This is a genomic window from Neorhizobium galegae bv. orientalis str. HAMBI 540 (assembly GCF_000731315.1).
Lineage (GTDB): Bacteria > Pseudomonadota > Alphaproteobacteria > Rhizobiales > Rhizobiaceae > Neorhizobium > Neorhizobium galegae.
Window position 1 is genome coordinate 3,987,824 of sequence record NZ_HG938353.1, and the last position, 24,970, is coordinate 4,012,793.

Annotated in this window: 18 protein-coding genes, 1 tRNA gene, 1 rRNA gene and 3 pseudogenes; 11 read left to right on the plus strand and 12 right to left on the minus strand. The window is 60.6% G+C overall.

What is annotated here, in order from left to right:
• The first annotated feature begins 3 nt into the window (after positions 1-3).
• The 8 genes from RG540_RS19295 to RG540_RS19330 all read left to right on the plus strand — a co-directional run bounded on the left by RG540_RS19295 (position 4) and on the right by RG540_RS19330 (position 10,364).
• On the plus strand, positions 4-1,965 hold the full coding sequence (locus RG540_RS19295; protein WP_038591264.1) for a 3-hydroxyacyl-CoA dehydrogenase NAD-binding domain-containing protein: 1,962 nt from the start codon (positions 4-6) through the stop codon (positions 1,963-1,965).
• A gap of 320 nt (positions 1,966-2,285) precedes the next feature.
• Positions 2,286-3,893: an ABC transporter substrate-binding protein gene (locus RG540_RS19300; RefSeq protein ID WP_080724985.1), complete on the plus strand. Its 1,608-nt coding sequence runs from the start codon at positions 2,286-2,288 to the stop codon at positions 3,891-3,893.
• Positions 3,893-5,047, plus strand: coding sequence for an acetylornithine deacetylase (gene argE, locus RG540_RS19305; RefSeq protein WP_051909529.1), 1,155 nt, complete (start codon positions 3,893-3,895; stop codon positions 5,045-5,047). Before RG540_RS19300 ends, argE begins: the two co-directional genes overlap by 1 nt.
• 10 nt (positions 5,048-5,057) lie before the next feature.
• On the plus strand, positions 5,058-6,029 hold the full coding sequence (locus RG540_RS19310) for an ABC transporter permease (RefSeq protein WP_038591269.1): 972 nt from the start codon (positions 5,058-5,060) through the stop codon (positions 6,027-6,029).
• Positions 6,026-6,970, plus strand: a complete 945-nt coding sequence (locus tag RG540_RS19315) for an ABC transporter permease (RefSeq protein WP_038591271.1) — start codon at positions 6,026-6,028, stop codon at positions 6,968-6,970. Before RG540_RS19310 ends, RG540_RS19315 begins: the two co-directional genes overlap by 4 nt.
• Positions 6,967-7,956 carry an ABC transporter ATP-binding protein gene (locus RG540_RS19320; protein WP_038591274.1) on the plus strand — a complete coding sequence of 330 codons (990 nt, stop codon included), beginning with the start codon at positions 6,967-6,969 and terminating at the stop codon, positions 7,954-7,956. Before RG540_RS19315 ends, RG540_RS19320 begins: the two co-directional genes overlap by 4 nt.
• The gene (locus tag RG540_RS19325) at positions 7,953-8,957 is read left to right on the plus strand and encodes an ABC transporter ATP-binding protein (protein ID WP_038591277.1); all 1,005 of its coding nucleotides are present in this window, start codon (positions 7,953-7,955) and stop codon (positions 8,955-8,957) included. The genes RG540_RS19320 and RG540_RS19325 overlap by 4 nt, the downstream gene beginning before the upstream one ends.
• A gap of 18 nt (positions 8,958-8,975) precedes the next feature.
• Complete coding sequence (locus RG540_RS19330) at positions 8,976-10,364, plus strand: M20 family metallopeptidase (RefSeq protein ID WP_038591280.1); 1,389 nt, start codon at positions 8,976-8,978, stop codon at positions 10,362-10,364.
• A 16-nt stretch (positions 10,365-10,380) separates the two neighbouring features.
• Here RG540_RS19330 and RG540_RS19335 read toward each other — a convergent pair whose 3' ends face one another.
• The 3 genes and pseudogenes from RG540_RS19335 to RG540_RS19345 all read right to left on the minus strand — a co-directional run.
• Positions 10,381-11,097 (minus strand): anti-sigma factor, encoded by a 717-nt coding sequence (locus RG540_RS19335; RefSeq protein ID WP_038591284.1) that lies wholly within the window; start codon positions 11,095-11,097, stop codon positions 10,381-10,383.
• Positions 11,094-11,636, minus strand: coding sequence for a sigma-70 family RNA polymerase sigma factor (locus RG540_RS19340; RefSeq protein WP_038591287.1), 543 nt, complete (start codon positions 11,634-11,636; stop codon positions 11,094-11,096). The genes RG540_RS19335 and RG540_RS19340 overlap by 4 nt, the downstream gene beginning before the upstream one ends.
• A 156-nt stretch (positions 11,637-11,792) precedes the next feature.
• Positions 11,793-12,731: pseudogene (locus RG540_RS19345) on the minus strand (MFS transporter); the annotation flags it as partial.
• 81 nt (positions 12,732-12,812) lie between these two features.
• On the opposite strand from RG540_RS19345, the gene RG540_RS31750 reads away from it, so the two are divergent.
• Positions 12,813-13,756 (plus strand): IS630 family transposase gene (locus RG540_RS31750; protein ID WP_174479289.1). Its coding sequence is split into 2 segments (ribosomal slippage): positions 12,813-13,149 and positions 13,149-13,756, totalling 945 coding nucleotides; the frame shifts between segments, so codons are not numbered across the junction.
• Between the two features lie 13 nt (positions 13,757-13,769).
• Here RG540_RS31750 and RG540_RS19360 read toward each other — a convergent pair.
• Together RG540_RS19360 and RG540_RS19365 are read right to left on the minus strand one after the other, a co-directional pair.
• Positions 13,770-14,060: pseudogene (locus RG540_RS19360) on the minus strand (MFS transporter); the annotation flags it as partial.
• A gap of 153 nt (positions 14,061-14,213) precedes the next feature.
• Complete coding sequence (locus RG540_RS19365) at positions 14,214-14,912, minus strand: DUF899 domain-containing protein (protein ID WP_038591296.1); 699 nt, start codon at positions 14,910-14,912, stop codon at positions 14,214-14,216.
• 96 nt (positions 14,913-15,008) lie between these two features.
• Here RG540_RS19365 and RG540_RS19370 point away from each other — a divergent pair, with 96 nt between their 5' ends.
• On the plus strand, positions 15,009-16,229 hold the full coding sequence (locus RG540_RS19370; protein ID WP_038591299.1) for a hypothetical protein: 1,221 nt from the start codon (positions 15,009-15,011) through the stop codon (positions 16,227-16,229).
• A 9-nt stretch (positions 16,230-16,238) separates the two neighbouring features.
• Positions 16,239-16,871, plus strand: coding sequence for a Vgb family protein (locus tag RG540_RS19375; protein WP_038591302.1), 633 nt, complete (start codon positions 16,239-16,241; stop codon positions 16,869-16,871).
• Positions 16,872-16,955: 84 nt separating this feature from the next.
• On the opposite strand, the gene RG540_RS19380 is transcribed toward RG540_RS19375, so the two are convergent.
• The 7 genes and pseudogenes from RG540_RS19380 to rrf all read right to left on the minus strand — a co-directional run bounded on the left by RG540_RS19380 (position 16,956) and on the right by rrf (position 24,960).
• Positions 16,956-18,137: a Wadjet anti-phage system protein JetD domain-containing protein gene (locus RG540_RS19380; protein ID WP_038591305.1), complete on the minus strand. Its 1,182-nt coding sequence runs from the start codon at positions 18,135-18,137 to the stop codon at positions 16,956-16,958.
• A 5-nt stretch (positions 18,138-18,142) separates the two neighbouring features.
• Positions 18,143-21,604: an SbcC/MukB-like Walker B domain-containing protein gene (locus RG540_RS19385; RefSeq protein ID WP_038591308.1), complete on the minus strand. Its 3,462-nt coding sequence runs from the start codon at positions 21,602-21,604 to the stop codon at positions 18,143-18,145.
• Positions 21,601-22,290 carry a DUF4194 domain-containing protein gene (locus RG540_RS19390; RefSeq protein ID WP_065814424.1) on the minus strand — a complete coding sequence of 230 codons (690 nt, stop codon included), beginning with the start codon at positions 22,288-22,290 and terminating at the stop codon, positions 21,601-21,603. Before RG540_RS19390 ends, RG540_RS19385 begins: the two co-directional genes overlap by 4 nt.
• Before the next feature lies 1 nt (position 22,291).
• Positions 22,292-23,812 carry a Wadjet anti-phage system protein JetA family protein gene (locus RG540_RS19395; protein ID WP_038591311.1) on the minus strand — a complete coding sequence of 507 codons (1,521 nt, stop codon included), beginning with the start codon at positions 23,810-23,812 and terminating at the stop codon, positions 22,292-22,294.
• A gap of 178 nt (positions 23,813-23,990) precedes the next feature.
• Positions 23,991-24,353 (minus strand): annotated as a pseudogene (locus tag RG540_RS31755) (IS66 family transposase); the annotation flags it as partial.
• A 144-nt stretch (positions 24,354-24,497) separates the two neighbouring features.
• Positions 24,498-24,574 (minus strand) — tRNA-Met (locus RG540_RS19400).
• A 271-nt stretch (positions 24,575-24,845) separates the two neighbouring features.
• Positions 24,846-24,960: ribosomal RNA gene (rrf, locus tag RG540_RS19405) — 5S ribosomal RNA — on the minus strand.
• Between the last annotated feature and the right edge of the window lie 10 nt (positions 24,961-24,970).

A 24,970-nucleotide genomic window follows, 5' to 3' on the forward strand; every position in this document is an offset into this window, starting at 1 on the left:
ATCATGAGCAAGACGATCGAATTTTCCGCCACGGTTTCCGCCACGACCCGCAACGGAGTTCTGGTCGTCACGATCGACAATCCGCCGGTCAACGCCACCTCCGTCGATGTCCGCAGCGGGCTTGAAAAAGCTCTCGCCCATAGCGAAACGACGGCCGATGTGACCGGTATCGTCGTCACCGGCGCCGGAAAGACGTTCATCGGCGGCGCCGACATGAAGGAATTCGGCAAGCCGGCCATGGAGCCGACCTTGCCTGATGTCATCGAGAAGATCGAAAGCCTGTCGAAGCCCGTGGTCGCTGCGCTGAACGGTGCAGCGCTCGGCGGCGGTCTCGAAGTTGCGCTTGCCTGCCACTACCGAGTGGCCTCGCCGGCGGCACAGGTCGGCTTGCCGGAAGTCAAACTCGGCATCGTACCCGGCGCCGGCGGCACGCAACGCCTGCCGCGCCTGATCGGCATCCCGGCAGCACTCGACCTGATCACCTCGGGACGTTCCGTGAAGGTCGACGAGGCCCTGAAGCTCGGGATCATCGACGAGGTGGGCGCCGGTGATCTCGTCGGGACTGCAATATCCGCTGCTTCGGCATTGGCTGGCAAACCTCTCCGCCGCACGGGCGATCTGAACGTCGCCGCTGTCGATCCGGCCGAGATCGAAAAGGCTTCAGTCAAAATCCTCGCCAAGGCGCGCGGCCAGAAGGCGCCCGCGGAAGCAGTTCGGCTGGTCACCGCGTCCAATCGCCCGCTCGCCGAAGGACTGGCAGATGAACGCGCCACCTTCCTCGCGCTGCGCGACAGCCGGGAGGCTGCGGCGCTGCGTCATGTCTTCTTCGCCGAACGCGAGTCCTCGAAGGTCGAGGGACTGGAAGGCGTCAAGCCTCGCCCGGTCGAGACGATCGGCATCTGCGGCCTTGGCCTGATGGGCAGCGGCATCGTCGCCGCCGCTCTTGGCGCCGGTTATTCAGTGATCGGCCTCGACCAGACTGCCGAAGCCGCTGAAAAGGGCCGCCAGCGCATCATCGGCCTGCTGGAACGCAATGTCGCCGCAGGCCGTCTCGACCAGGCCGGGTTCGAAGCCCAGAAGGCGCGGCTTTCCGTAACCGCGGAAGATGTCGATCTCGCCCCTTGCGATCTCCTCGTCGAAGCCGTGTTCGACGATCTCGCGGTCAAGACTGATCTCTTCCGGCGTCTCGACAAGGTCATCCGTTCCGATGCCGTGCTGGCGACCAATACCAGCTACCTAAACCCGGACGAGATCGCCGCCGCGACCGCCCACCCGGAGCGGGTGCTTGGCCTGCATTTCTTTTCGCCCGCCCATGTGATGCGCCTCCTGGAAGTCGTGCGTTGCGCCAAGACCGCACCGGATGTGCTGGCCACGGGACTGGCGGTTGCCAAGAAACTGCGCAAGTTGCCGGTCGTCACGGGCGTCACCGAAGGCTTCATCGGCAACCGCATCTTTTCCGCCTATCGCCGCGAAGCCGAATTCCTATTGGAAGACGGCGCCCTGCCGCACGAGGTCGACGCTGCGCTGGAAGACTACGGTTTCCCCATGGGCTTGTTCGCCGTCTACGACATGGCAGGCCTGGAAATCGCCTGGGCCCGCCGCAAGCGGCAGGCGGCTACCCGTGATCCCTCTGTGCGCTATGTCGAGATTGCCGATGCGCTGTGCGAGGCGGGACGCCTGGGCCAGAAAACCGGCCGCGGCTGGTACGATTATCCGGACGGCAAGCGCAGCATCGATCCGGAAGTGACCGCTATCATAGAGGCCGCGCGGGCCAAAAAGGGCATCACGCCACGCACATTTTCGAAGAGCGATATTCTCGAAAGATTGCTCGGCGCAATGTCATTGGAAGGTGAGGCGTTGCTGGCGGAAGGGATCGCCGCGAGGAGCAGCGACATCGACTTGGTGATGATCAACGGTTACGGCTTTCCTGCCCATAAAGGCGGTCCGATGTTTGCCAAGGCTTGAGCGCCACCGGGTGACGTTTAAGCTCTAATGAGCTGAAATATCTGCGATATTTTGATCCGCTAAAGGCTGCGGAAACGCTTCCGCGTGCCTGTGATTTGCCCACCCAAAAGAGTTACGCTCATTTGATCAAACATGCTTGCATGTTTCCTTAATTCGCCTATTGTTTGCCCAAGCCTCGCAAGTAGGCATCTCAAAACAACGACAGGGAACGCTGCATGCTCACAATTCCAGAGCTCACTCCGTCGAGATATTTTAACTATAAAATATCTACCGCATCGTTGTTCCGTATTCCGACTGTCTCGTGGCGCGCTTAGGAGATCATGATGCCTTTCCCGTTTTCTGCATTCAAACGTAAGATGCTGCTGGGTACCATCGCCGCAGCCGCGATCGCCGCTCCGCTTGGAGGCATGGCCCAGGCGGCGGATTTCAAGTTCGCCGGCCCGCTCGATGCCTATACGCTCGATCCCCATGCGGTCTCGAACACGCTGATCTTCGCCGTTCTTGCCAATGTCTACGAACCGCTTGTGCGCCGTAACGCCGAGCAGAAGATCGAGGCGGCACTTGCGACCGACTGGAAGCAGATCGACGGCACGACCTGGGAATTCAACCTCCGCAAGGACGTGAAATTTTCGAACGGCAATGCCTTCACCGCCGATGACGTGGTCTTCTCGCTGACCCGCGGCCAGGCCGGCGGCATCAAGGCAAACCTCAATTCGATCGCTTCGATCGAGAAGGTCGACGATCACAAGATCCGCATCAAGACCCGCGCCATCAACCCGATCCTGCCGAACCAGATCACCAACTGGTACATCATGGACAAGGAATGGGCCGAAGCGAACAACACCGTGCAGCCGGGTGCAGCCAACAACGCCACCGAGACCTTTGCCAACCGCAATGCCATGGGCACCGGTCCCTACGTCATCAAGGAGCGTGATCCGGGCGTGAAGACGGTCTTTGCGCCGAACCCGGGCTGGTGGGACAAGAAGACCGGCAATGTCGACAATGCGACGTTCTTCGTGATCCCCAACCCGTCGACCCGCGTATCCGCCCTCATCTCCGGCGAAGTCGACATGATCGACGGCGTGCCGCCGCAGGATGCCGAGCGCATCGAGAACGATCCGAAGCTGCATATGCAGGCAGGCCCAGACCTTCGCACCATCTACATCCAGCCCGATGTCGCCCGCGACAGCCTGATCTTCGGCAGCGAAAAGACCAAGAACCCCTTCAAGGAGCTCAAGGTCCGCCAGGCCATGGAACTGGCGATCGATACCGGCGCGATCCAGAAGCGCATCATGCGCAATTTCTCGGTTCCGGTCGGCCTGCCGATCGGCAAGGAAGTCAACGGTTTCGACGCTGCCCTCGGCGCACCGGTAAAGCCCGATGTCGACAAGGCCAAGGCGCTGATGAAGGAAGCCGGCTACGAAAACGGCTTCTCCGTTACGCTCGATTGCACAAGCGACCGTTTCATGAACGACGAAGCGACCTGCCTTGCCGTGGCCGCCTCGCTTGCCCGCATCAATATCAAGGTCGATCCGCGTGCCCAGCCGACTGCCAAATGGGCGACCCAGGTCAACCCGCCGGAATATAATACCAGCATGGCGATGCTCGGCTATTCGCCGGCCACCTATGACGCGCACATCTTCCTGACCTCGATTGCCGCCACCCGCGACGCCAAGAGCGGCCTCGGCGCCTTCAACATCGGCGGCTATTCCAATCCGGAAGTCGACAAGCTGATCGACCTGATCGGCAAGGAGACGGACCCGGCCAAGCGCACCGGCTACATCACCCAGGCCTTCAAGCTCATGAAGGCCGACGTCGCCTTCATTCCGCTCCACCAGTTGAACATTCTCTGGGGCGTGAAGGACAATGTCACCGTCGTCCAGCCGGCCGACCTTGCCTACCCGCTGCGTTATTTCACGGTGAAGTAATGACCATTGCAACCGATATAACGAGGCAGCTTGCCTGCCTCGTGTCTTATCCCACGGTCAGTGCCGTATCGAACCTCGACCTGCTCAAATATGTAGAAGACCAGACCGCTCCCTTCGGCGCGCGCGTCCGGCGGTTTGCCAATCCCGAGGGCGACAAGGCAAACGTGCTGATCACGATCGGCCCGGAAGCGCCCGGCGGCATCATCTTCAGCGGCCATACGGATGTGGTGCCGATCGAAGGCCAGGCCTGGACCGGCGATCCGTGGACGCTCCGAGAAGTGAACGGCCGCCTGATCGGTCGCGGTGCCACCGACATGAAGGGCTTCCTCGCCTGCTGTCTGGCAGCCGTGCCCGGCATTGCCGCCAAGAACCTCAAGAAGCCCGTCCACCTCGCCTTTTCCTATGACGAGGAGGTCGGCTGCACCGGCGTCGGCTCGATGGCCGAATGGGTGGGCCAGAGCGACCTGAAGCCGCGCCTTGCCGTCATCGGCGAAGCGACCAGCATGGATATGATCGCCGCCCACAAGGGCGGGCTGATCGGCTGGTGCCGCATCAAGGGCAAGCCCGGCCATTCCTCGCAACCGGACCGCTATGTCAACGCAGTGATGGTCGCCGGCGACATGATCGCCGAAATCAACCGCATCCGCGAGGACATGCGCAACGGCCCGCAGTTCGAAGGATTGGATCCGCCCTATTCGACGACCCAGGTTACCGTCATCAGGGGCGGCCTGCACGGCAATATCGTCTCCGAAAACTGCGAATTCTTCTGGGAAATGCGCCTCATTCCGGGCCAGAATACCTATGAGGTGCTGGACCACATGAAGCGTTTTGCCGCCGAAAAGCTCGAACCGGCCATGAAGGCCATTGATCCGTCCTGCGGCATCGTCTTCGACGTCCAGGCCAGCATCCCCGGCCTCAAACCCAACAACGATCCGGCGCTCGACGCGGAATTGTTGGCGCTTCTCGGCCGCACCGAACCCCGCTATGTTTCCTATGGCACGGAAGCGGGTATTTTCCAGATCGCTGGCGTTCCTTCGGTCGTCATCGGTCCGGGGGATATCGCCGATGCCCATCAGCCGGACGAATCGGTTGCGATCTCCGAGCTCGAGAAATGCGCCGCCTTCCTCGATCGGCTCGGGGATAGCTGCTGCTAAGGAATTTGTTGTGCTGAATTATGCCGCGTCACGGATCGTGCAGACGATCATCGTCCTGCTGGTGATCAGCTTCATCGCCTTCCTGCTGGTCGCCAATATCGGCGACCCGCTGGCGGCGCTCCTCTCCGCCGACGCAACCGTCAACGAGCGGCTGGAACTGATCGCCAAGCTCGGCCTCGACCAGCCGCTGTGGACGCGCTTCCTGCATTTCATCGGCAACATGCTGCAAGGTGATTTCGGCTTTTCCTATCGCACCCAGGACCCGGTCGCCAACCTGATTGCAGAACGCCTGCCCGCCACTGTCGAGCTCGCCTTCGTCAGCCTGCTGATTACGATCGTGGTCGGAGTGCCGGCCGGCATTTATTGCGGCGTCAACCCGAATTCGTTGTTCGGCCGCTTCATCATGCTGATCTCCACGGCCGGCATCACGCTTCCGAATTTCGTCGTGGGCATCCTGCTGATCGCGGTATTTTCCGTCCAGCTCGGCCTGCTCCCCTCGTTCGGGCGCGGCACGGTGGTCGATCTCGGCTTCTGGAAGACCGGGCTCCTGACCGTCTCCGGCTGGCGGGCGATCCTCCTGCCGGCAGCGACGCTTTCCACCTTCCAGGTCGCCTTCATCATCCGCATGCTGCGCACCCAGCTGATGGAAGTCGGCCAGAGCGAACATATCCGCTTTGCCCGCGCCCGCGGCCTGTCGGAAGCGCGCATCTGGTATGTCTATGCGATCAAGAACACGCTGCTGCCGGTCATCACCATGCTCGGCCTGCAGCTCGGCAACATCATTGCCTTTTCAGTGGTGACCGAAAATGTCTTCGCCTGGCCGGGCCTCGGCTCGCTCTTCCTGCAATCGATCCAGGGCGCCGATATTCCGGTCATCGCCATCTACCTGATCTTTGTCGGCCTGGTCTTCATGGTCATCAATCTGGTCGTCGAGCTGCTTTATCCGCTGATCGACGCCCGTGTGTTGAGGAGGCAATCATGACGCCTGTCGTCAACACCCCGGCAGCGGGCCCCGCTCGCCGCAGCAGGGGCGCCAAGCTTCTGCGCGCCATGCGCAGGGCACCCGGCCCCACTTTCTGCGCGATCGTGATCATCGCGCTGCTGATCTACGCTTTCGTTGTCCCGCTGTTCTCCCTGAACCCGTTCGAATTCTCCGGCATGTCTGTGCTGGACAGTTTCATTCCGCCGGCATGGATGGCGGAAGGGTCGGTTGAATTCCCGCTCGGCACCGACGACCAGGGCCGCAACCTGATCACCGCCATGGCCTATGGCATGCGCACCTCGATCATCGTCGGTTTCCTGTCGGTCACCATCGGCCTCGTCCTCGGTGGCAGCCTCGGCCTGATCGCCGGCTTCGTCGGTGGCAAGGTGGATGCCTTCATCATGCGCGTCGCCGATGTACAGCTTGCCTATCCCGCTCTACTGCTGGCGATGATCATCGATGGTGCCGCCCGCGCGGTGCTCGGCACCGAGCGCAGCGTCGGCCCCGCGATCGCCATCGTCGTGATGTCCATCGGCATCGCCTTCTGGGTCCAGTATGCCCGCACCATCCGCTCTTCCGTGATGATCGAGCGCGACCAGGACTATGTCTCGGCCGCCCGCATCACCGGCCGCAGCAACCTTTCCATTATCGTCCTGCACATCCTGCCGAACGTCATGGCGCCAGTCCTCGTCATTGCCACCATCAATCTCGGCATCGCCATCATCACCGAGGCGACCTTGAGCTTTCTCGGCATTGGCATTCCGGTCACCTCGCCGTCGCTCGGCACGCTGATCCGCAACGGCAACAATTTCCTGCAGTCGGGCGAATGGTGGATCTCGGTCTGGCCCTGCCTGATCCTCGTCCTCTTCGTCGTTTCGGTGAACATCCTCGGCGACCATCTGCGCGACGTCTACAATCCGCGCCTGCGGGGCCGCTCATGATCAACGCTACCGCTCCCCTTCTCGACGTCCGCGACCTCACCGTCACCATCAACCGGGACGGAGGGCTGGTCACCGCGCTCGACAAGGTCTCCTTTTTCGTCAATCCGGGTGAAGTGCTCGGCATCGTCGGCGAGTCCGGCGCCGGCAAATCGATCACCGGTGCTGCGATCATCGACCTTCTCGTGCCGCCGCTGAAACGCACCGGCGGCACCATCACCCTTGCCGGGGAACGGCTCGACCAGTTGTCCCCCAAGGCAATGCGCAGCGTGCGTGGCGGACGGATCGGTTTCGTTTTCCAGGACCCGATGACCAGCCTCAACCCGGTGATCACGATCGGTCAGCAGCTCTGTGACACCATCCAGGCGCATTTGAAACTCAGCGGCAGCCAGACGAAGAAAAGGGCGCTCGACTGGCTCGACCGTGTCGGCCTGCCGAACCCGGACGTTCAGTTCAAACGTTTCCCCCACCAGCTTTCCGGCGGTATGCGGCAGCGTGTGGTGATCGCTCTGGCACTCTGCGCCGACCCGGTGCTGGTCATAGCCGACGAGCCGACCACGGCGCTCGACGTCTCCGTCCAGGCGCATATCCTCGAACTGCTGCGCGACCTGCATCGCGAAAGCAATGTCAGCATGATGCTGATCACCCACGACCTTGGCGTCATCGCCAAGATGGCCGATCGCGTCGCGGTGCTTTATGCCGGCCGCGTCGCCGAGATCAGCCCGGTCGGCGAGCTCTTCAATGCGCCGAAACATCCCTATACGCGGGGCCTGATCCGCGCGACGCCAATGCCGTCCGCCACCGGCGAGATGCGGCTCGACCAGATCCCCGGCGCCATGCCGGGGCTCGGGGCAGTTCCACCCGGCTGCGCCTTCAATCCGCGCTGTTTCAAGGCGGAAGGCGATTGTCGCGCGACCATACCGCCGCTTTATCAGGATGAAAGCTCTGCCTTTTCCTGCTTCCACCCGCTGGAAAGGGTGCCCGCATGAGCGCTTCCGATTTCCTCATCCTCAATCACGTCAGCAAGGTCTATCGCCGCAACCAGAGCCTCCTCGAGCGGCTGAAGAAGAACGAGACCGGCGGCACCAAGGCCGTCAGCGACGTCAGCCTCACAGTCCACCATGGCGAGACCATGGGCCTGGTCGGCGAAAGCGGCTGCGGCAAGTCCACGCTGGCGCGTCTCGTCTCCGGCCTGATGGCGCCCACATCGGGCGAGATCAGCTTTCCGCCGAATGCTGCCGGCAATAAACCGCGCCTGCAGATGATCTTCCAGGATCCTTATTCCTCGCTCAATGGCCGCTGGACAATCGAGGACATCATCGCCGAGCCGATCCGGGTGCATAAGCTGCGCACCGGCCGCACCGCGATCCGCGCCCGCGTCGACGAACTGCTGATCCAGGTCGGCCTTTCCGCAGCGGACGCCGAAAAATACCCGCAGGAATTTTCAGGTGGTCAGCGGCAGCGCATCTGCATCGCCCGGGCACTTGCCGGCGAACCGGAATTCCTGATCCTCGATGAACCGACCTCGGCGCTCGACGTCTCGGTACAGGCGCAGATCCTCAATCTGCTCCGCGACCTGCAGAAGAACCTTCATCTCACCAGTCTGTTCATCACCCACAATCTCTCGGTCGTGCGCATCATGGCCGACCGGATCGGTGTCATGTATCTCGGCGAACTGGTCGAGGAGGCGACGGCGGAAGAGCTTTTCCGCAAGCCGCGCCACCCCTATACTCGCCTGCTCATCGATGCCGCGCCCGACATGGATACCAGCGACCGTTCGCTGCATCCGATTGCCGGCGAACTGCCGAACCCGGCCTTCCCGCCCTCCGGCTGCCGTTTCCATACGCGCTGTCCCTTCGCGCAGGACATCTGTCGCAATACCGTGCCGCCACAGAAGGCGACCGAGGCAAGCGGCATGTTCCGCTGCCATTTCGATCTCGATCTGTCGAACGCGACGGTCTTTCCCGCCGTGAACGCCAGGACGGCCTGAGTTTCCAAGGATGCCGCGATGACGATTGCCTCCCGCCAAGCAACGATCGACAAGGCCGTCGGTTATCTCGACGACGGCTCATTTGAGGCCACGCTGCGCAAACGCGTGGCGATCCCGTCTGCCAGCCGCGTCGCAGCCAACAAGCCGGACCTCTGGCGCTATGTCACCGAGGACATGCAGCCGTTTTTCGAATGGCTTGGCTTTACGACGAAGATCTACGAAAACGATAAAGCTCCCGGCCCTTTCCTGCTCGCTGAACGCATCGAAGACCCGCGCTTCACGACCGTCCTGCAGTACGGCCACGGCGATGTCGTCGCCGGTCTCGACGGCCAGTGGGAGGCAGACCTCTCGCCCTTCGAGATGACCGAGAAGAACGGCGCCTGGTACGGCCGCGGCACGGCTGACAACAAAGGCCAGCACGCCGTGAACCTCGCCGCCGTCGAAGCATTGCTCGCGGTCAAAGGCTCGCTCGGCTTCAACCTCAAATACCTGATCGAGATGGGCGAGGAATCCGGCTCGCTGGGGCTGGAGGAAATGTGCGCAGCGCATCGGGACGAGCTGAAGGCGGACGTCTTCATCGCCTCGGACGGCCCACGCCTCGCGCTCGAACGGCCAACGATCTTCCTCGGCGCCCGCGGCGGCATGCCCTTCCATCTGGAGATCAACGCCCGCGAAAGTTTTCAGCATTCCGGCAACTGGGGCGGCATCCTCTCCAATCCCGGCATCGAACTCTGCCACGCGATCACCGCGCTGGTCGGCCGCACCGGCCAGATCAAGGTGCCCGAGATGACGCCGGGTTCGATCCCGGAAAATGTCCGCACCGCACTGAAGGATTGCCACATCACGCCGACCGCCGGAGACCCGCCGATCGAACCGTGGTGGGGCGAGCCGGGCTTGACGCCGGAGGAGAAGGTGTTTGCCTGGAGTTCCTTCGAGGTGATGGAAATGGAATGCGGCAACCTAGCCCAGCCGCTCTACGCCATCCCGCCAAAAGCTCGCGCCCGCATGCAGCTCCGCTTCCCGGTCGGCGTCGATCCCGATGCGGTGGTCCCCGCCGTTCGCAAAGCACTGATCGATGCGGGTTATGACCGGGTGGTGGTCAAGGACCCGACCGACGCGATCTTCCTCGCGAGCCGCCTTGATCCCGATCATCCATGGGTCAGCCGCGTTGTCGCCTCGATCGAGAAGACGCTCGGCACTCCGCCGGCAATCCTGCCCAATCTCGGCGGCTCGCTGCCGAACAACATTTTCTCGGATCTGCTCGGCCTGCCGACGATCTGGATTCCCCATTCCTATCCCGGCTGCCTGCAGCATGCGCCCAACGAGCACCTGCCGATCTCGATCGTCCGGGAGGGCCTCGCGATGATGGCCGGGCTCTATTGGGATATCGGCGAGACTGCGGCCTGACCTTCAGCTTTCGCCGTCATGGTCGGTGGGCGGCACCGCTTGCCACTACCGGGCCGGTGGGCAGGCCGGTCCGCGAACCACCGAACGGTTCAAGGCTGACGGCAAGCGTCGCGCCTTCGGCCATGTTGCGGCGAAGATCGGCAGGAATGATGAGTTCGCCGGCCCGATCCGGTTGGAACACGCCGAGCGAACGCGGATCGCCGCTTCCGGGTACCAGCCACAGCTCCAGCGATTTCTCTTCGCGTCCGCCGGCCGCGACCGGCACGATCCGCAACCGGCCGTTTCCGGCATCATAGGACGCAAGCAAGTTGATCTGGTCATTGGTCGAGGACAATTCCGCCACCAGCGGAGCGGCTCCCTGCGGCCTTGGAATCACACCCGACGCATAAAACACGGCAGCGACAGCAACCGCCGACGTGCCAAGCGCGAACCATCGCCAGAACACCGCGGAATTCCACAGATCCCACGAGGGGGCGGCAACCCGGGCAGGACCGAAGAGACGGGTTTCTATCCGGCCAAAAACCACCGGGCGCGGTGCCACGTCCTGGTAGTCGTCGTTGAAGGAGGCAAGATCCGCCTGCCACCGTTCGACAATCCGTGCAAAGGCACGATCGCTCGCCATCCGCTGTTCAACGGCGTGGCGAGCCTCGAGTGAGAGAACGCCGAGCACATATTCGCCGGCCAGGATCTCGTCCTGCGGCCGCCTGCCCTGACTTTGTTCGCCCGACGTCATCGCTCCATGCACTCTCTCAACTTGAGAAGGCTCCGGCGCAGCCACGTGCGCACCGTATTCAACGGTACCTTCAATTCTTCCGCCAGTTCAAGATAACTCAAACCTTCCACATAGGCACGTCGAACTGCACGTGCATGCGCGGAATCGAGCTCCTGCATGCACCTGTCGATGCGACGGCCTTCATCCGCGTTGGCCACCTGCTGTTCGGGATCGAGCGTGCCGTCATCGGCAAGGTCGTAAGCAGCATCAAGGTCTTCGGCGACAGGTTTCCTGGCCCGCAGGATGTCGATCGCGTGGTTGCGCGCGATCGCCGCCAACCAGGCGAGGGGCGAACCGGTATCCACGGCAAAGGTCCTGGAGCGCTGCCAGACCCTGACATAGATTTCCTGGAGCGCTTCTTCCGCGTCGGCCCTGTCTTTCAAGATACGCAGGTAGATCGAAAATAGTTTCGGGCTCGTCGCATTATACAACGAGGCGAACGCTTTGCGATCACCCATCGCCACGCGATTGATCAGAGCCGCGATCTCATTGCTTTGCATTCGGAAAAAACCTCGCCGTCCCCATCTATAGAGAACGCAGATCTCAAAAAACAAGGCGCCTTCGTCGCAAAACCCGCGGCAGGGTCTTCCATCTCCTCGCAGCCGATATCCCGCCCTGGCTTTGCCTCGTCTGGATCACTGCTGCTCGCTGGGGCATCAGGCGGCGTCGAGGGCCGGCACCGCCTGTCGACCCTTCGGAAAAGGCTTGAAGGTCAAGGCGATCAGGAAGGCGCCGATCCCGATACCCCAGGAGCCGACATAGAGCCAAGTATAGCTGGCAAGCGTGTCGTAGATCAGCCCTCCGGCCAGAGGGCCGGTCGCCATGCCCAGACCGCCAGCCATTGCTGTCCCGCCGATCACCGTGCCCATCATCCGCATCGGGAAATTCTCGCGAGCGATCACCGCATAGAGCGGCATGACACCGGCATAGATGAAGCCGAACAGGGCGGCGACCGTATAGAATGACCCGAGACCTTGTGCGAAAACATAGGCCAGCGCGCCGAACGCCTGGGCCAGCAGACCGAGAACGAGCACCTGCTTGGCACCGAACCTGTCTCCGAGAATGCCGAACACGACGCGGCCACCCATGCCTGCCAGGCCTTCGACGCTGTAGATCGACACGGCGGCTATCATCGGAATTCCGCAGGTCACCGCATAGCTCACGGTGTGGAAGATCGGCCCCGAATGGGTGGCACAGCAGAAGAAATTGGTGAGCAGCAGGATGATGAACTGGGGCGATCTCAACACCTGTCGCGTCGACATGGAGGACTGAAGTTCGCCGTCGGCGGGGGCAGCGGCATCGTTTTTTTCCAGAGCCGGGGCACGCCGGACGAGGAAGGAAACCGGGATCATCACGACTGCCACCAGTATGGCGATGATCTGGAGCGATGTTCTCCAGTCGTAGATCGACACGAGCCACGCCGCGAAGGGCGACATGGTCATCGGCGCCATGCCCATACCGGCCGAAACCAGCGAAACCGCGAGGCTTCGATGCGTGTCGAACCAGCCGGTGACGCAGGCCATCATCGGCGCGAAGATTGCCGCTATCGCGGTGCCGACGGCAAGCCCGAAGATGAGCTGGAAGGCCACTAGAGCAGATCCTGTGATCGATGAATCGATTGTGAGGTGACGCGGCGAGCCGAAGCTGATTCAACATCCACAGCGATGAGGTGGGTGATGGCGCAAGCATTGAGCGATGATCTTCGACTACGCGTATTAAAGGCGTCTGCGGCCGGCATGTCAGCAAGGCAAGCCGCAGCCCGGTTCGGGGTTGGGATTTCGACGGCCATCCGGTGGATCGCAAGAGCGAAAGACGGCGAGCCGACCTCCCGGCCGCAAGGTTGGCGACGACCGTCGGTGCTGGACGCACACGAGGCATTCGTTGTTGAGCTAATCGAAGACCGTAAGGACGTAACGCTCGATGAAATGGTCGAGCGCTTGTCCGTCGAGCGGCAAGTGAGGATCAGCCGGAGTGCACTTGGTGCCTGGTTGCGAGGCCGCGGATGGACCTTTAAAAAAAGTCCGCACATGCACTGGAGCAAGACCGGCCGGATGTCCTGAAGCGTCGGCGCGTCTGGTTTGATGGTCAGCTCGACCTCGATCCCGAGAAGCTAATATTTATAGACGAAACCGGCCTTTCGACGAAGATGGCACGTCTGCGCGGGCGTGCAATTCGAGGCGAGCGTTGCCGCGCCGGCGTGCCACATGGCCATTGGAAAACAACGACCTTCACCGGAGCATTGCGTCTCACCGGAATGACCGCGCCATTTGTCTATGATGGCGCCATGAACGGTAACGTCTTCCTGGCCTACGTCGAGCAGGTGCTGGTCCCGACTCTTCAGGTCGGTGATGTCGTCGTCATGGACAACTTGCCGGCACACAAGACATCCGGTGTGCGGGATGCCATCGAGCGCGCCGGCGCCAAGCTCATGTTCCTGCCGCCCTATAGTCCCGACTTCAATCCCATCGAAAACGCATTCTCGAAATTGAAAGCCATGTTGCGGGCGCGGGCGGAGCGAAAGATCGATGCTCTATGGGATGCCGTCGGCGCCTTGATCCCCCGCTTCACACCGGCAGAATGCGCAAACTACTTCAGGGCTGCTGGATATGACCCGGATTGAACAGGATGTGCTCTAGCGATGTCGTCAGGCTTGCCGACGCGAGGCTGGCGGCAAGCAGGACCGAGCCGGCAAAAACGATGGGACGCGGCCCCCACCGATCGAACAGGCTGCCCCAGGCGATGCTGGCGAATGCCATGGCGACAAAACCTATGGTCATCGCACTCGACACGCCGGTGACCGACCATCCGGTATCGCGCGAGATGGGCATGAGGAAAACGGGCAGGGAAAACATCGATCCGATGGCGAGGCAGCCGAGAAGGCCGCCGGCCGCCACGATGATCCATCGATACTGAATATTGGTCATTTTCATCTCCATTTTTCGGTGTCCGGCTGCAAGCCACGCGGCAATGCTGTTGCCTACGCGGCCGCGAAGTGCCGGCATGTCGGAAGGTGAATTGCCTGAGCCGGATCGACCGCCGTCGGCTCCGGTTCCTGTCAAGACTGGCCAAAGGCTGCCTCAGTACTGATCGTGCCGGCGCACCCACGCCATCGGGTAGTCGAGGTCGTCCTCATCACGGCCCTTCGGCACGAGATCCAGAAAATGGTAGGCGCCGTTGAGCATGTCGACGCCGCGCGAGTAACAGGAATAGGTGTGGAACACCTCGCCGCTCTCATCCCGGTAGAAGACGCTGATGCCCACTTCTTCGGATGCGTTGCTCGGCTGGACCTCGTAATTGTAATAGGCCACGCCCTTGGGGAGATCTTCCGGCCTCACCGACACCTGATAGTCGAAATTGAAATCGCTGCCATGTGAAGAGAACCACGGGAAGTTCCAGCCCATGCGTTTCTTGTAGGCGTCGAGCTTGGCAAGTGGAGCCCGCGAGATGGCGACGAACGTCACGTCGCGGTGGTTGAGATGAACCGGGATACCGTTGAAATTATCGGCCCAGAAGGAACATGACTTGCATGCCTCCTCCCAATCGGGACCGAACATGAAATGATAGACGATCAGTTGCGAGCGGCCGTCGAAAAGGTCCTCCAGCGAAAGCTCGCCATCCGGTCCCTCGAACCGATAGGGTTTTTCGACCCTTTCCCAGGGCATCGCCATCCGGCGGCGCGTCAGCGCATCCCGTTGGCGGGTGAATTCCTTCTCCGCAGCGAGCAGATCAAGGCGAGCCTTCAACCATTCTTCCGGCGAAACGGCTTGATTTTGCATATCAACCTCCTGTTTGTTGGAATGCAGCTTGGTGGTCGTGGGATAGACTAGGGCCGGATATCGAATGGTGAGAGTGACAAGTGTGACGGGATTCCGATGGACTCGCTGATCACCGCCGCAGCGCGTGCGCTCGCCTCGGGCGATCCCCTTGGTGCCTTGAAGCGGGTGGCACTGCGCGACGATGCGCCTGCGCTTGCACTCCGAGGCATCGCCATGGCGCAGCTCGGCGATCTCGTCCGAGCAAAGGCTCTCCTCAAAAGAGCTACCCGCGCGTTCGGCCCCAAAGAGACGATGGCGCGCGCCAGATGTGTCGTCGCCGAGGCGGAGATCGCGCTCGTCTCCCGCGATCTGGCCTGGCCGGTGAAGGCACTCGACGCAGCCCGAGCGGTGCTTGAAGCGCATGGTGACCGGGTGAATGCCGCGCATGCGTTCAATCTGGAGGTCCGGCGCCTGCTGCTGATCGGCCGGCTCGACGAGGCTGAGCGCCTGCTCGCCGCCTTCGAGCCGCCGCCGCTTCCACCGGCATCGAGGGCAGCCTATGAGCTGGTGGTCGCCGGCGTCGCAATCCGCCGCCTCCGGACGAAAGCGGCACATGCCGCGCTGGCCCGCGCGGAGCAGGCCGCACGGGAAGCCGACATTCCGGCACTAACGGCGGAGGTCGAAACCGCGTCCCTCGTCCTGAAGACGCCCGCGGTACGCCTGATCGCACGGGGTGAGGAACGTCCGCTGCTGCTGGAGGAGGTCGAAACCCTCCTCGCCTCGGGCGCGCTGGTGGTCGATGCATGCCGCAACGTCGTGCGGATCGGAGACACGGTTATCTCGCTCTCGTCGCGGCCGATATTGTTCGCGCTCGCCCGGGCTCTGGGCGAGGCCTGGCCAGGCGATGTGCCGAGAAGCACGCTGCTCTACCGCGCCTTTCGGGCCAGGCATACGGACGAATCGCATCGTGCCCGGCTTCGGGTCGAAATTGGCCGGCTGCGTGTCGGGCTTCAGACGCTGGCGCATGTCACGGCGACCAAGAGTGGTTTTGCGCTGTCGCCACATGGAAATGGCGACATCGTCGTACTGGCGCCGCCCGTGGACGAGCAGCATGCGGCGGTGCTCGCCTTGCTTGGCGACGGCGAAGCCTGGTCGAGCTCGGCGCTGGCGATCGCGCTTGGCGCGAGTTCCCGCACCGTGCAGCGGGCGCTGGACCAGCTTCTGGCAGACGGCAAGGTGCAATGGTTCGGCCAGGGGCGGGCGCGCCGGTGGATGGCTCCTTCCGTGCCGGGCTTCCCGACAATCTTGTTACTCCCCAGCCCGCTGCCGAACGACTAGGATAAACGCATGAAAAAATCTCAAGCCGAAATCATCCGAGAATATGGGCCCTTCCCCGGCGCCGCCTCCGTGAATGGCGTCACGTTCGACGGCCAGCACGTCTGGTTCGCCTCCGGAGACAAGCTGAACGCCTTCGATCCGGCAAGCGGCGAGACGGTGCGCTCGATCGATGTAGCGTCCCATGCGGGAACCGCCTTCGACGGAGAGCACCTGTTTCAGATCGCGGAAGATCGTATCCACAAGATCGATCCGAAAACAGGCACCATCCTCGCGACAATTCCCGCACCTGGAAATGGTGGCGATTCCGGGCTCGCCTGGGCCGAAGGAACGCTCTGGGTCGGCGAATATCGAGGCCGAAAAATCCATCAGATCGATCCCGATACGGGCAAGATCCTCCGCACCATCGAATCCAACCGCGTCGTCACCGGCGTGACCTGGGTCGACGGCGAACTCTGGCACGGTGTATGGGAAGGCGACGAGGGCGAGGTGAGGCGCATCGATCCCCAAACGGGAGAGCCATTGGAAATGCTCGAAATGCCACCCGGGCTCGGTGTGTCGGGCCTCGAATCCGATGGCGCCGATCAATTTTTCTGCGGCGGCGGAAGCAGCGGCAACGTCCGCGTCGTACGGCGCCCCAGATAGGGGCTTGCGGCTACCTCGAGGGAGAGCTTTTCATCCGCGCGGCGAGATCGGCGGATGCCCTCTACGAACGTGGGCTATTCATGCCTACGTTGCGACAATGTTTGGAATTTGGGGATCGACCTGTTCCTGCTCCATGATCTTCGCCTCTGGCTGGGCAAGATAGTCCACAAGGTTGGAAATCATCGAGCCCGCTGCCTCTCCACGACGCAACTTCGAAGCCCCTATCGAAGCTACACCGAACGCCTCCGCAAGTTCGCGGGACATAAGATGCGGTCGCAATCTGCGCTCAAGCGCGCGTTCGATTGTCCTGAAGATCCAGGTACCGTCCGCATCGATATCGGACCAATGAAAGAATGGCACGGTATCAGGCAGCATTGACGCAACTACCGCGATCGCTTTTTGAGCCGCTAGAGAAGGATACCCACCGACGAAGAGCGTGAGACCCGATCCATTCGGGTCCGCCTCTAGGACATGCCGGTTGAAGCTGGCAAAATTCTCGACCGTCAGAACGTAGTCCGGCTGCCTGCTGAAGCTTATCCGCATCATCTCGGTCGGCGGGATGCCCAGATAGGAGAGCGATGCCCCGACAGAGATGCCGTCGAGCAGGAACCTTCCGGACAACAAAAGCGGAGGGCTAAATCGCTCTAGACCAAGGGTCGCGAAAGCCGCCCGCGCACTGCTTGCAGGAGGGACGTCAACGACGGCCCCGACCAACCGCAGGACAGCGCCCTCCAATTTTTCAAGCGCTTTGCTATCCGCGACGATCCTTCTGGAGAAAGTGCGATAATCCAGATCGAGGTGGCGCTTCTCCACAATCGCCTGAGCCAGGATGACCGCATTTCGCATGGAGGCCGCACTCTCGACGCCAATATTGATCCATTTGCGATTTCGCGACCATGCCTCGACCGCCGAGAACGCAACGTCGCGAATGGCAGGGTGGATGCTCAATCCGCCGAGCACTTCCTCTCCAACGGTCAATGCCGTCTGGCGGCTGGGTGTGCGGTCGAGATATTCGTAAAGCAGCCGCGCATCGGTCAACCTCACCAGTTTCAGTTCTCCGCGCCTCCGACCGGAACCGTAAACAAGTGCGACGCCGCCTCGGCGTTCTGCCTCGCCGATCTTCCTCATAAAAACATCGCTGGCGGTAATATCGGCAAAACCGCCATGATCTGGATAACCGACGGGCTGGGCTGTGCCGTCCTCGAAACGATCGAGCAAATCCTGCAGCAAATCTTGGGCGATGGTGAACTTGCGACCGCGTGCCACGACCTTTACTCCGCCGCCATCCTTGCGGCGATGTCGGCATCACTCAGCGTTTCCGGATTCATCGCAAGAATTTCGTCTCTGGCGCGTTTACCGATATAGACGACGTTGGCGAAGGATTGTTCGTTGATGCGGTCGATCTCGACCAGGCTGTGCATGTAACCGATTATGGCAGGCTTCTTTTCCAGTGGGGCGGCGATAACGACCTGAAGTCCGAGATCTGCATAAAAAGACATCATCGCCCGTTGATTTTTGCCATCCATCTTGGAAAAGGCTTCGTCGAACAGTGCCGGCGACATGCCCTTCTGGCCCCGATGCGAAACGGCACTGCCGTACACGGCTGCGAGCGAAGCGCCGATGGCAACATAGAGCGGTACCTGCTGCTCGGCACCAGATCCGGTATTCCGCCGCGTCTCCCACCGGGTCCGAGCTTTGGTGTGAACATCCTCCATGTGGATTTCGAAGGCATAAAAGTTCCGATAGTCTTCAAAGGCTGAGACATCCTTGTCCGGATCTTCCAGCAATTGCTCGACAGCCTTGATCGTATCCTTGTGTTGAAAATCATCGGGAACATTGGGCTTGAAAAGGGTATCGAGCGCTTCGTCCGAGATCCGACTGATGTCGATAATCTTCAGGATAGGCTGGAACTGGGCCTCTGCAGTCCTGTGAAACGAATAGATTTCATTGTGGAAGGGGTGCCCCCTGAGGCTGCGGTTGAGCGCTTCTATGTCCCTCTCCATCTTCGAAACACGCGTGTTAAGTGCGTTCACGAACTCACCGCGGAATAGGACGGACGCCCGCTCCGATGCCTCCTTCGCCTTGTCTTCGTAGCGCCTTAATTCGTTTCTCTCGATGTCCTCGATCAAGAGGTCCATCCAGGGTTTTATGTCGGCCAGCAATTCGCTCTCGGGCCCGACCTGTGAACTCACGCCGAACTTGGGGTTATTGAAATAGTCATGGAGGGCACGGCGCGCATCGAGTTCCGCGCGACGGTTTCGGTCGGCTGCGCGGTCAGCTGCCTCGGCCGCTTGTTGACCAAGTTTGCGATGCGCTACAGCTTCGTTTCGAGCGGATTGGCCCATTGTCCCGGAATCGTGGGATCGTCGCCTTAGTGCCTCCAGCCTCTGACGGTAAGCGCCGCTGCCTTCTGGATACTGGTACAATCTGCGCTGAGTGCCGTAGCGGGCTTTGGCAATAGATAGGTTCATAGCCGAACCTTCCGTTCCCTCGCCGCTCTTCAAGGCTCGCTCACCCACTTCTACATCGACCTGATACTTGCGCGAGCGCTCGTCGATCGTCCTTAGTTCCTCTTTTTTGCGATCCTGGAACGCCTTCTGGGCGCGGAGCCGTTCTTTGAGCCCATCGTCGCCCGCCGCGTCGATGGCCGCGACTCGCTCTTGCGCATCCCGCATGCGTTCCGCACAATCGTCGATGCTGTCGAGCATGTCCGCCAGTCGGTCCGTATCCTGCCGTTTCAGCAAATCAAGCGCTGCCAGGGCATGCGTCAGAAGTTTCTCTTCGCGCTGCAGGCCTGACAAAACGTCTGCCTTTTGAGCAAAATCTTCCCTCAGGTTGATGAGATGATCCGCCTGCGCTGCCCTGCCGATCTTGTGATCGCGCGGATTGACCGCTCTGTGGCTACGCACAAGCCCATCGTCATAGAGGCCATCCTGCATGATGGCGCGCCCCGGCTGGTTGAACTCCTCGAGCGTCAACGCGAGGCGCACATTGCCATATCGGCGCTGAAGAAAGGCACGAGCGTCGGGATCGGCGGACCGGAAGAGCGCTGGGAATGTTCCCTGTCGAGGCGCATCGCGGAATTCGTCGAGTTTGTTCAGACTAACAAGGGAGGCACCTTGAAAATCCCGGCGCCCTTCGCGGAAAAGCGCTGTCGCTTCACGAATATTGCGTCGTTCAACGAACACTGCTTCTCGATCGCGACCCAGCAACGCCTCTGCCGCAGCGGTCCAACTCGCATCGGCAACTTCGAGCAAGTCGCAAAATGGCCTGGCATCCATGCCGCGGCTTTCGAGCCGCCGCAGCAGGAGTTTCGTCTCACGCGAGAGATATGCGGCAGAGCCCCGCTCATCCACTTCGTCCAGCACCTGGCGAATACCCGTGATTTCCTTTGTCAGCAGCACGATTTGCGCTGCCGTCTCCCGACGACGTCTCTCTACCGTCTCCACGGTGACGACGACATGGGTGCGGAAATTCTGCTCGGCATCTCGCATAGCTTTGCGATCAGCTTTGCCATCTGGCCCTGCGACCAGTGCGCAATAAGCCTTCATGAAGCCGGTATCGTCGAGCACCTGTGTCAAGTCGACGAGCTCGATCGCCGACCTGCGCCTCCTGTCGACCTCCTTCTTCAGGCGATCGTTGTCCGCCGTGACGCTCTTTAGGACCTCCAGCCACTGATCGCGTCCGGACCGTGCTTCGTGGGTGGCAATCGCTTTCCTTAGCCGCTCGATTTCTTGTTCGGCATCCTTGATCCCCTCGATCGCCAAGCCCCTGTCCTCTTTCTCGGCGTCGATAAAGCGCCTGGCTTCGGCAATCCGCTCTTTGATGGCCCGATTTTCCGCGCGGGAAGCAAGCCACCATGCCCGACGCGCCAACCAATTCTCCAGGTCCTTCTGGCCCAAACTCTCCTCGAAGGCAGCGATGAACCCTCCCAGCTCCTTGAGAGCCTCGAGCTTTTCGCGCAAGGTCACGATCGTCGCGCTTACGCTCCGATAGGTTTCGATCGAACTACGCAAATCGCGGATGTTGATGGGGTTGTCTTCAAGGATGAACCGTCGGACGAACTCAGTCGCGGAATATCCCTGATTGAGCGTCATCGCGTTCACGACCGCTTTTAACAGCGCGGAAGCGCTCTGCTCGGCATTGGGAAGGCTTGGCACCAGCCGGCGCATATACTCGCGGACAAAGTCGATTGCCTTGTCGCGATGATTGACAAAATTTACGTCGCCGACGGACGCAATGATCCGGGCCTTCACCTCATCCCACTGCGTGGCATAAATGCCGTCAGCCCGCTTGTCCGTAAAGTCCGCCGTCGTCAGCAGCTTGCCGATGACCACGAAGCGCCCGAGAATCGTTTCCGCAGCGTCGGTTTGCCGTGCTTCGATGGCAAGCCCAATTGTGATGGGAGGCTGCTGCTTTTCTTGATCCTCGAAACCAAGCGCTATGTAGGTCAGCGTCTCGGGGCGGCGGACGTCGCCGTCATTCAGCGTTCCCAGGCAGTAGCTGAGCACGGTGCGCTTCGATGCCGAGCGCGCCTTGCTCCCCTCCCCAGCGACGGCGTTCAGTCTCAGATAACTTCGGCTCGCCCCGGACAGAACGACCTGTATCATGTCGAGGATCGTCGACTTCCCGGACCGGTTCTCGCCAAGAATGCCGAAATTGCCCTGAACTTCGATATCCTCGACATCGAACAGATGCCAGTTGACTAATGTGATACGCCGCAATTCCATCATGGAGTATCACCTTTTGCGGCAGAGGCATCGGCGCGAAGCAGCTCGCCGACGGCCGGCATCGCACGCGTGCGCATACCCCGTTCCTCCGTCGTCACATAGCTTTCAAGGCGTGCGAGAACATCGGCCCCGCTGACGAACTTGATCATCGGCCGTATCACAACCTCCCGATCCTGAGCGTCGTAATCGAAGTCTCCGATCGAGATGAGATTGCGAACCGCGACCTCCTTGAGCAAATCGAGGAAACGGCCGGCCGTGATTGCGGGCTTGCCCGTATTCTGCAGCATGTCCCTGTAGCGTTCATGAAGCACGTTGACGGTGGTGACCGCAGTCGCTCGATCAAGCAAGTTGCCGACATCCGCGTCCTCCTGCCAGTGACTGCCCAGCACCAGCACCACGATCGTCTCGTCGAGTCGCATTTTCGGAACGGAGGAAGGATCGTCATCATCGAAGAGGATACCGACCCACTGCTCCTCCGCGTTTTTATGCACGCGATAACCTATGCTATCGAAGAACCCGTCGATAATTCGTCGGAAGCGATTGTCGATCAGGGTGTTATAGACGGTAGCGGCACCGCGATCTCCGGAATAGGCGAACTGGTTTCGCAACAGATAGCGACATGCCTTCCTCAGGTCGGCCGCCTTGTCGATACCATAAGTCGCCTCGACCTGCTCGAACTCGCTCAACATATCAGGCCTCCCGACGCGAAGGATCGCCCAGACGGCGAATGGAGAAATTGCTGCAGCGAAGCCATTCGCAGTCATGCGGTTCGCTCTCGGGCAGATGCTCAAGCTCGAATTCGTCAGAAACGGGGCTGGGGACATCGCGGGTCAGCGCATAACGCCGAGCCGCATCGAAGGCCAGGAAATCGTCGATATTTCGAAGCTCGACAAATCGTGCTTCGATGGTGTGATAGCGGGATGATATGCGCGCAAGAAACTGGCTGACGCGTTCAGCCGATGGAGAAATTCGATCGAGATAGTCTGCCCGCATGCGTTTTCGGAGTTCATAGATCGGATCATAAGGGCGCTTGGCAAGCGGTTTTGCTTCGATTGGCGACCTCGCCCGCCTTTGCTGCGCAAGCTGTTTTTGCGACCAAGGCACAAAAATTCGCGCAACCTCGCAAGGAACGGTCGGCCCCACATAATGATCAGGCTCGGCTGTCAACAGCGTTTCCATGCGTGCCACCAGTGCCCTTGCCCGTGAAGAAAGCCCGCGTTCTCCCTGTTCAGCGTATTTCACCGTGTTCTTGAGCCGCATTTCCAGCGCCCGACGAAATTGTGCGATACGGTCGAACATCTCTCCGACGGTATCGAACGTCCTTTCGATGGACAGGAGATCGCTGACCGCCTCATCACGGGCCTGCTGCATGTCGGACGTGATCCCGATTTCGATATACCCCTCTGCAACAACAGCAAGGAGGTCCGGCGCATAGGAAATCCGGCGGGCTGTCGTCACGATCTGGTCGCGAAAACGATAGGGGTGATTAAAGGTGAGGATCGCCTGAAAATCCTTCAGGATCAGTTCGCCGATGAATTCCTCGAAATAGGTGTCCATCTTCTGGCGAAGGTTTTCCGACTCCACCAGCGCTTTGCGAATACGCCGGAGATCCGATAAGATGGCCCGCAGCGTCTTCACGAACTGGTCGGCCTGAACTCGCGCTTCGCGCAATGCATATACGGCACTCGACCTCGCTTTATCGGGATTTTTGATCGAAAGATTTTCGACCAGATCGAGACTGGTCTTGATATGGACCACGAGACCGCCGAACCGCTGCGAGACGTCAGACTTCAAGCTCGAAAGCCGCTGAACGACTAGGAGCGCTCCCATCGGCATATCGACGGTGATCTTCAGGCCATATTCTTCCTCCTCCAGCCAGCCGGTGCGAACGAGACCCAGATAGACCTGTTGCGCGGCCTTCAGAGCTCGATCCCCGGTCTCACCGCCAGTTCCGGCAAATTTCAACCTGCGGCGCCCCTTCGAAACGACCTCCGGCAGGCCCTCGATGAGATCATCTGCATCCAGAAGCAAATCCGGCCGTCGGCCAACGACATCATAGATCGCATGGACCAGTTCCTGGCGCGTCGGGAAGGTTGACCCTGTCGAGAAGCAACGGTCATATACTTCAAGCAGCGACTCTTCGTAGAGATAACGGTGCTTACGCGAAAAAATCAAAAATGCGTCGTCATGAAGATACTTGAATAATGGCATAAGTCGTCAATCTGCGCTTCGCAGCCGCTGGAAACTTATAGTGGTATATACCCCACAATACACTCTCGCCATGGTGTGTAAATATGGTTTTAGAATCTGCGGCAGGTTTCGGCTACGATGTAAGCATATTCTGAAATCCTGGCGCCCGATGAGTGCTTTGAGACGCCGAATAACAATCCAAATGGCCCATGGCTTTCACCGACGCTGTCGCTGCATGATTGATACCGCCGACATGAAGTTCGTAAAATTTGCGCCTGACATGCGACCAGCACCCGGCAGAGTGATGGTCTCATTGCTACCGGCCTTAACCTGCTCCTTGACCATGCTCGTATAGGCGCCGTGTCCATCAACCTGGAGGATGCCGGTGAGTCCGCTCAGATGCCGCGCAACACAGCGCCGCCCGGCTGTCTTCGAACCGATAGGCGACTATTGGCGGTCCTGATCCACCGAACGGCCGATCATCACGCGCGTAGGCCCATAACCACGCCGTCATTGTCCTTCCCGAACCAGGCACCAGGGTTGGCAATGTCGTTTCGTCGGCAAGGTCAGCGAGACTGCTGGCCCCGGAAAATTCCAGCTCCCGCTTGCCCAAAATCGGGAGCACTTCACAGGTTTTGTACCAGGCGTAGAAACGACTACGGCCTCCCTAGGGAGGCCGACAAGTCATTGAAGTTCCGGGAAAATTTGGTTGCGGGGGCAGGATTTGAACCTGCGGCCTTCAGGTTATGAGCCTGACGAGCTACCGGGCTGCTCCACCCCGCGTTGTACAGGCGACGGGAACCGTCGACCTGAGAGCTTTTTGCCGAAGGCAAAATAGCGATGCGCAAATCCCTTTGGGATTTATCGCGGTGGCGTAACCGCTTTTGCGGTTATGCCTGCTGGCGAGCAAATTGCCGAAGGCGATTTGTCTCGCGTAAGGGACGTACTGCAAGTTTCCGTCAAACGACGAAAGGGCCGCTTGTGGGCGGCCCTTGAGATCGGCTTCAAGGGCCGTTTGGTTTCGTGGATCGAGAAGATATGTTGCGTTTTGCAGACCTGGCAGCGACCTACTCTCCCGCGTCTTGAGACGGAGTACCATTGGCGCAGGGGCGTTTCACGGCCGTGTTCGGAATGGGAACGGGTGCGGCCGCCCCGCAATGACCACCAGGTCAGCGAAGC

Excerpts from the sequence above, each read along its gene's own strand:
- RG540_RS19295 (WP_038591264.1), top strand. The coding sequence starts at position 4 with ATGAGCAAGACGATCGAATTTTCCGCCACGGTTTCCGCCACGACCCGC.
- RG540_RS19300 (WP_080724985.1), top strand. The coding sequence starts at position 2,286 with ATGATGCCTTTCCCGTTTTCTGCATTCAAACGTAAGATGCTGCTGGGT.
- argE (WP_051909529.1), top strand. The coding sequence starts at position 3,893 with ATGACCATTGCAACCGATATAACGAGGCAGCTTGCCTGCCTCGTGTCT.
- RG540_RS19315 (WP_038591271.1), top strand. The coding sequence starts at position 6,026 with ATGACGCCTGTCGTCAACACCCCGGCAGCGGGCCCCGCTCGCCGCAGC.
- RG540_RS19320 (WP_038591274.1), top strand. The coding sequence starts at position 6,967 with ATGATCAACGCTACCGCTCCCCTTCTCGACGTCCGCGACCTCACCGTC.
- RG540_RS19325 (WP_038591277.1), top strand. The coding sequence starts at position 7,953 with ATGAGCGCTTCCGATTTCCTCATCCTCAATCACGTCAGCAAGGTCTAT.
- RG540_RS19330 (WP_038591280.1), top strand. The coding sequence starts at position 8,976 with ATGACGATTGCCTCCCGCCAAGCAACGATCGACAAGGCCGTCGGTTAT.
- RG540_RS19335 (WP_038591284.1), bottom strand. The coding sequence starts at position 11,097 with ATGACGTCGGGCGAACAAAGTCAGGGCAGGCGGCCGCAGGACGAGATC.
- RG540_RS19340 (WP_038591287.1), bottom strand. The coding sequence starts at position 11,636 with ATGCAAAGCAATGAGATCGCGGCTCTGATCAATCGCGTGGCGATGGGT.
- RG540_RS19365 (WP_038591296.1), bottom strand. The coding sequence starts at position 14,912 with ATGCAAAATCAAGCCGTTTCGCCGGAAGAATGGTTGAAGGCTCGCCTT.
- RG540_RS19370 (WP_038591299.1), top strand. The coding sequence starts at position 15,009 with ATGGACTCGCTGATCACCGCCGCAGCGCGTGCGCTCGCCTCGGGCGAT.
- RG540_RS19375 (WP_038591302.1), top strand. The coding sequence starts at position 16,239 with ATGAAAAAATCTCAAGCCGAAATCATCCGAGAATATGGGCCCTTCCCC.
- RG540_RS19385 (WP_038591308.1), bottom strand. The coding sequence starts at position 21,604 with ATGATGGAATTGCGGCGTATCACATTAGTCAACTGGCATCTGTTCGAT.
- RG540_RS19390 (WP_065814424.1), bottom strand. The coding sequence starts at position 22,290 with ATGTTGAGCGAGTTCGAGCAGGTCGAGGCGACTTATGGTATCGACAAG.
- RG540_RS19395 (WP_038591311.1), bottom strand. The coding sequence starts at position 23,812 with ATGCCATTATTCAAGTATCTTCATGACGACGCATTTTTGATTTTTTCG.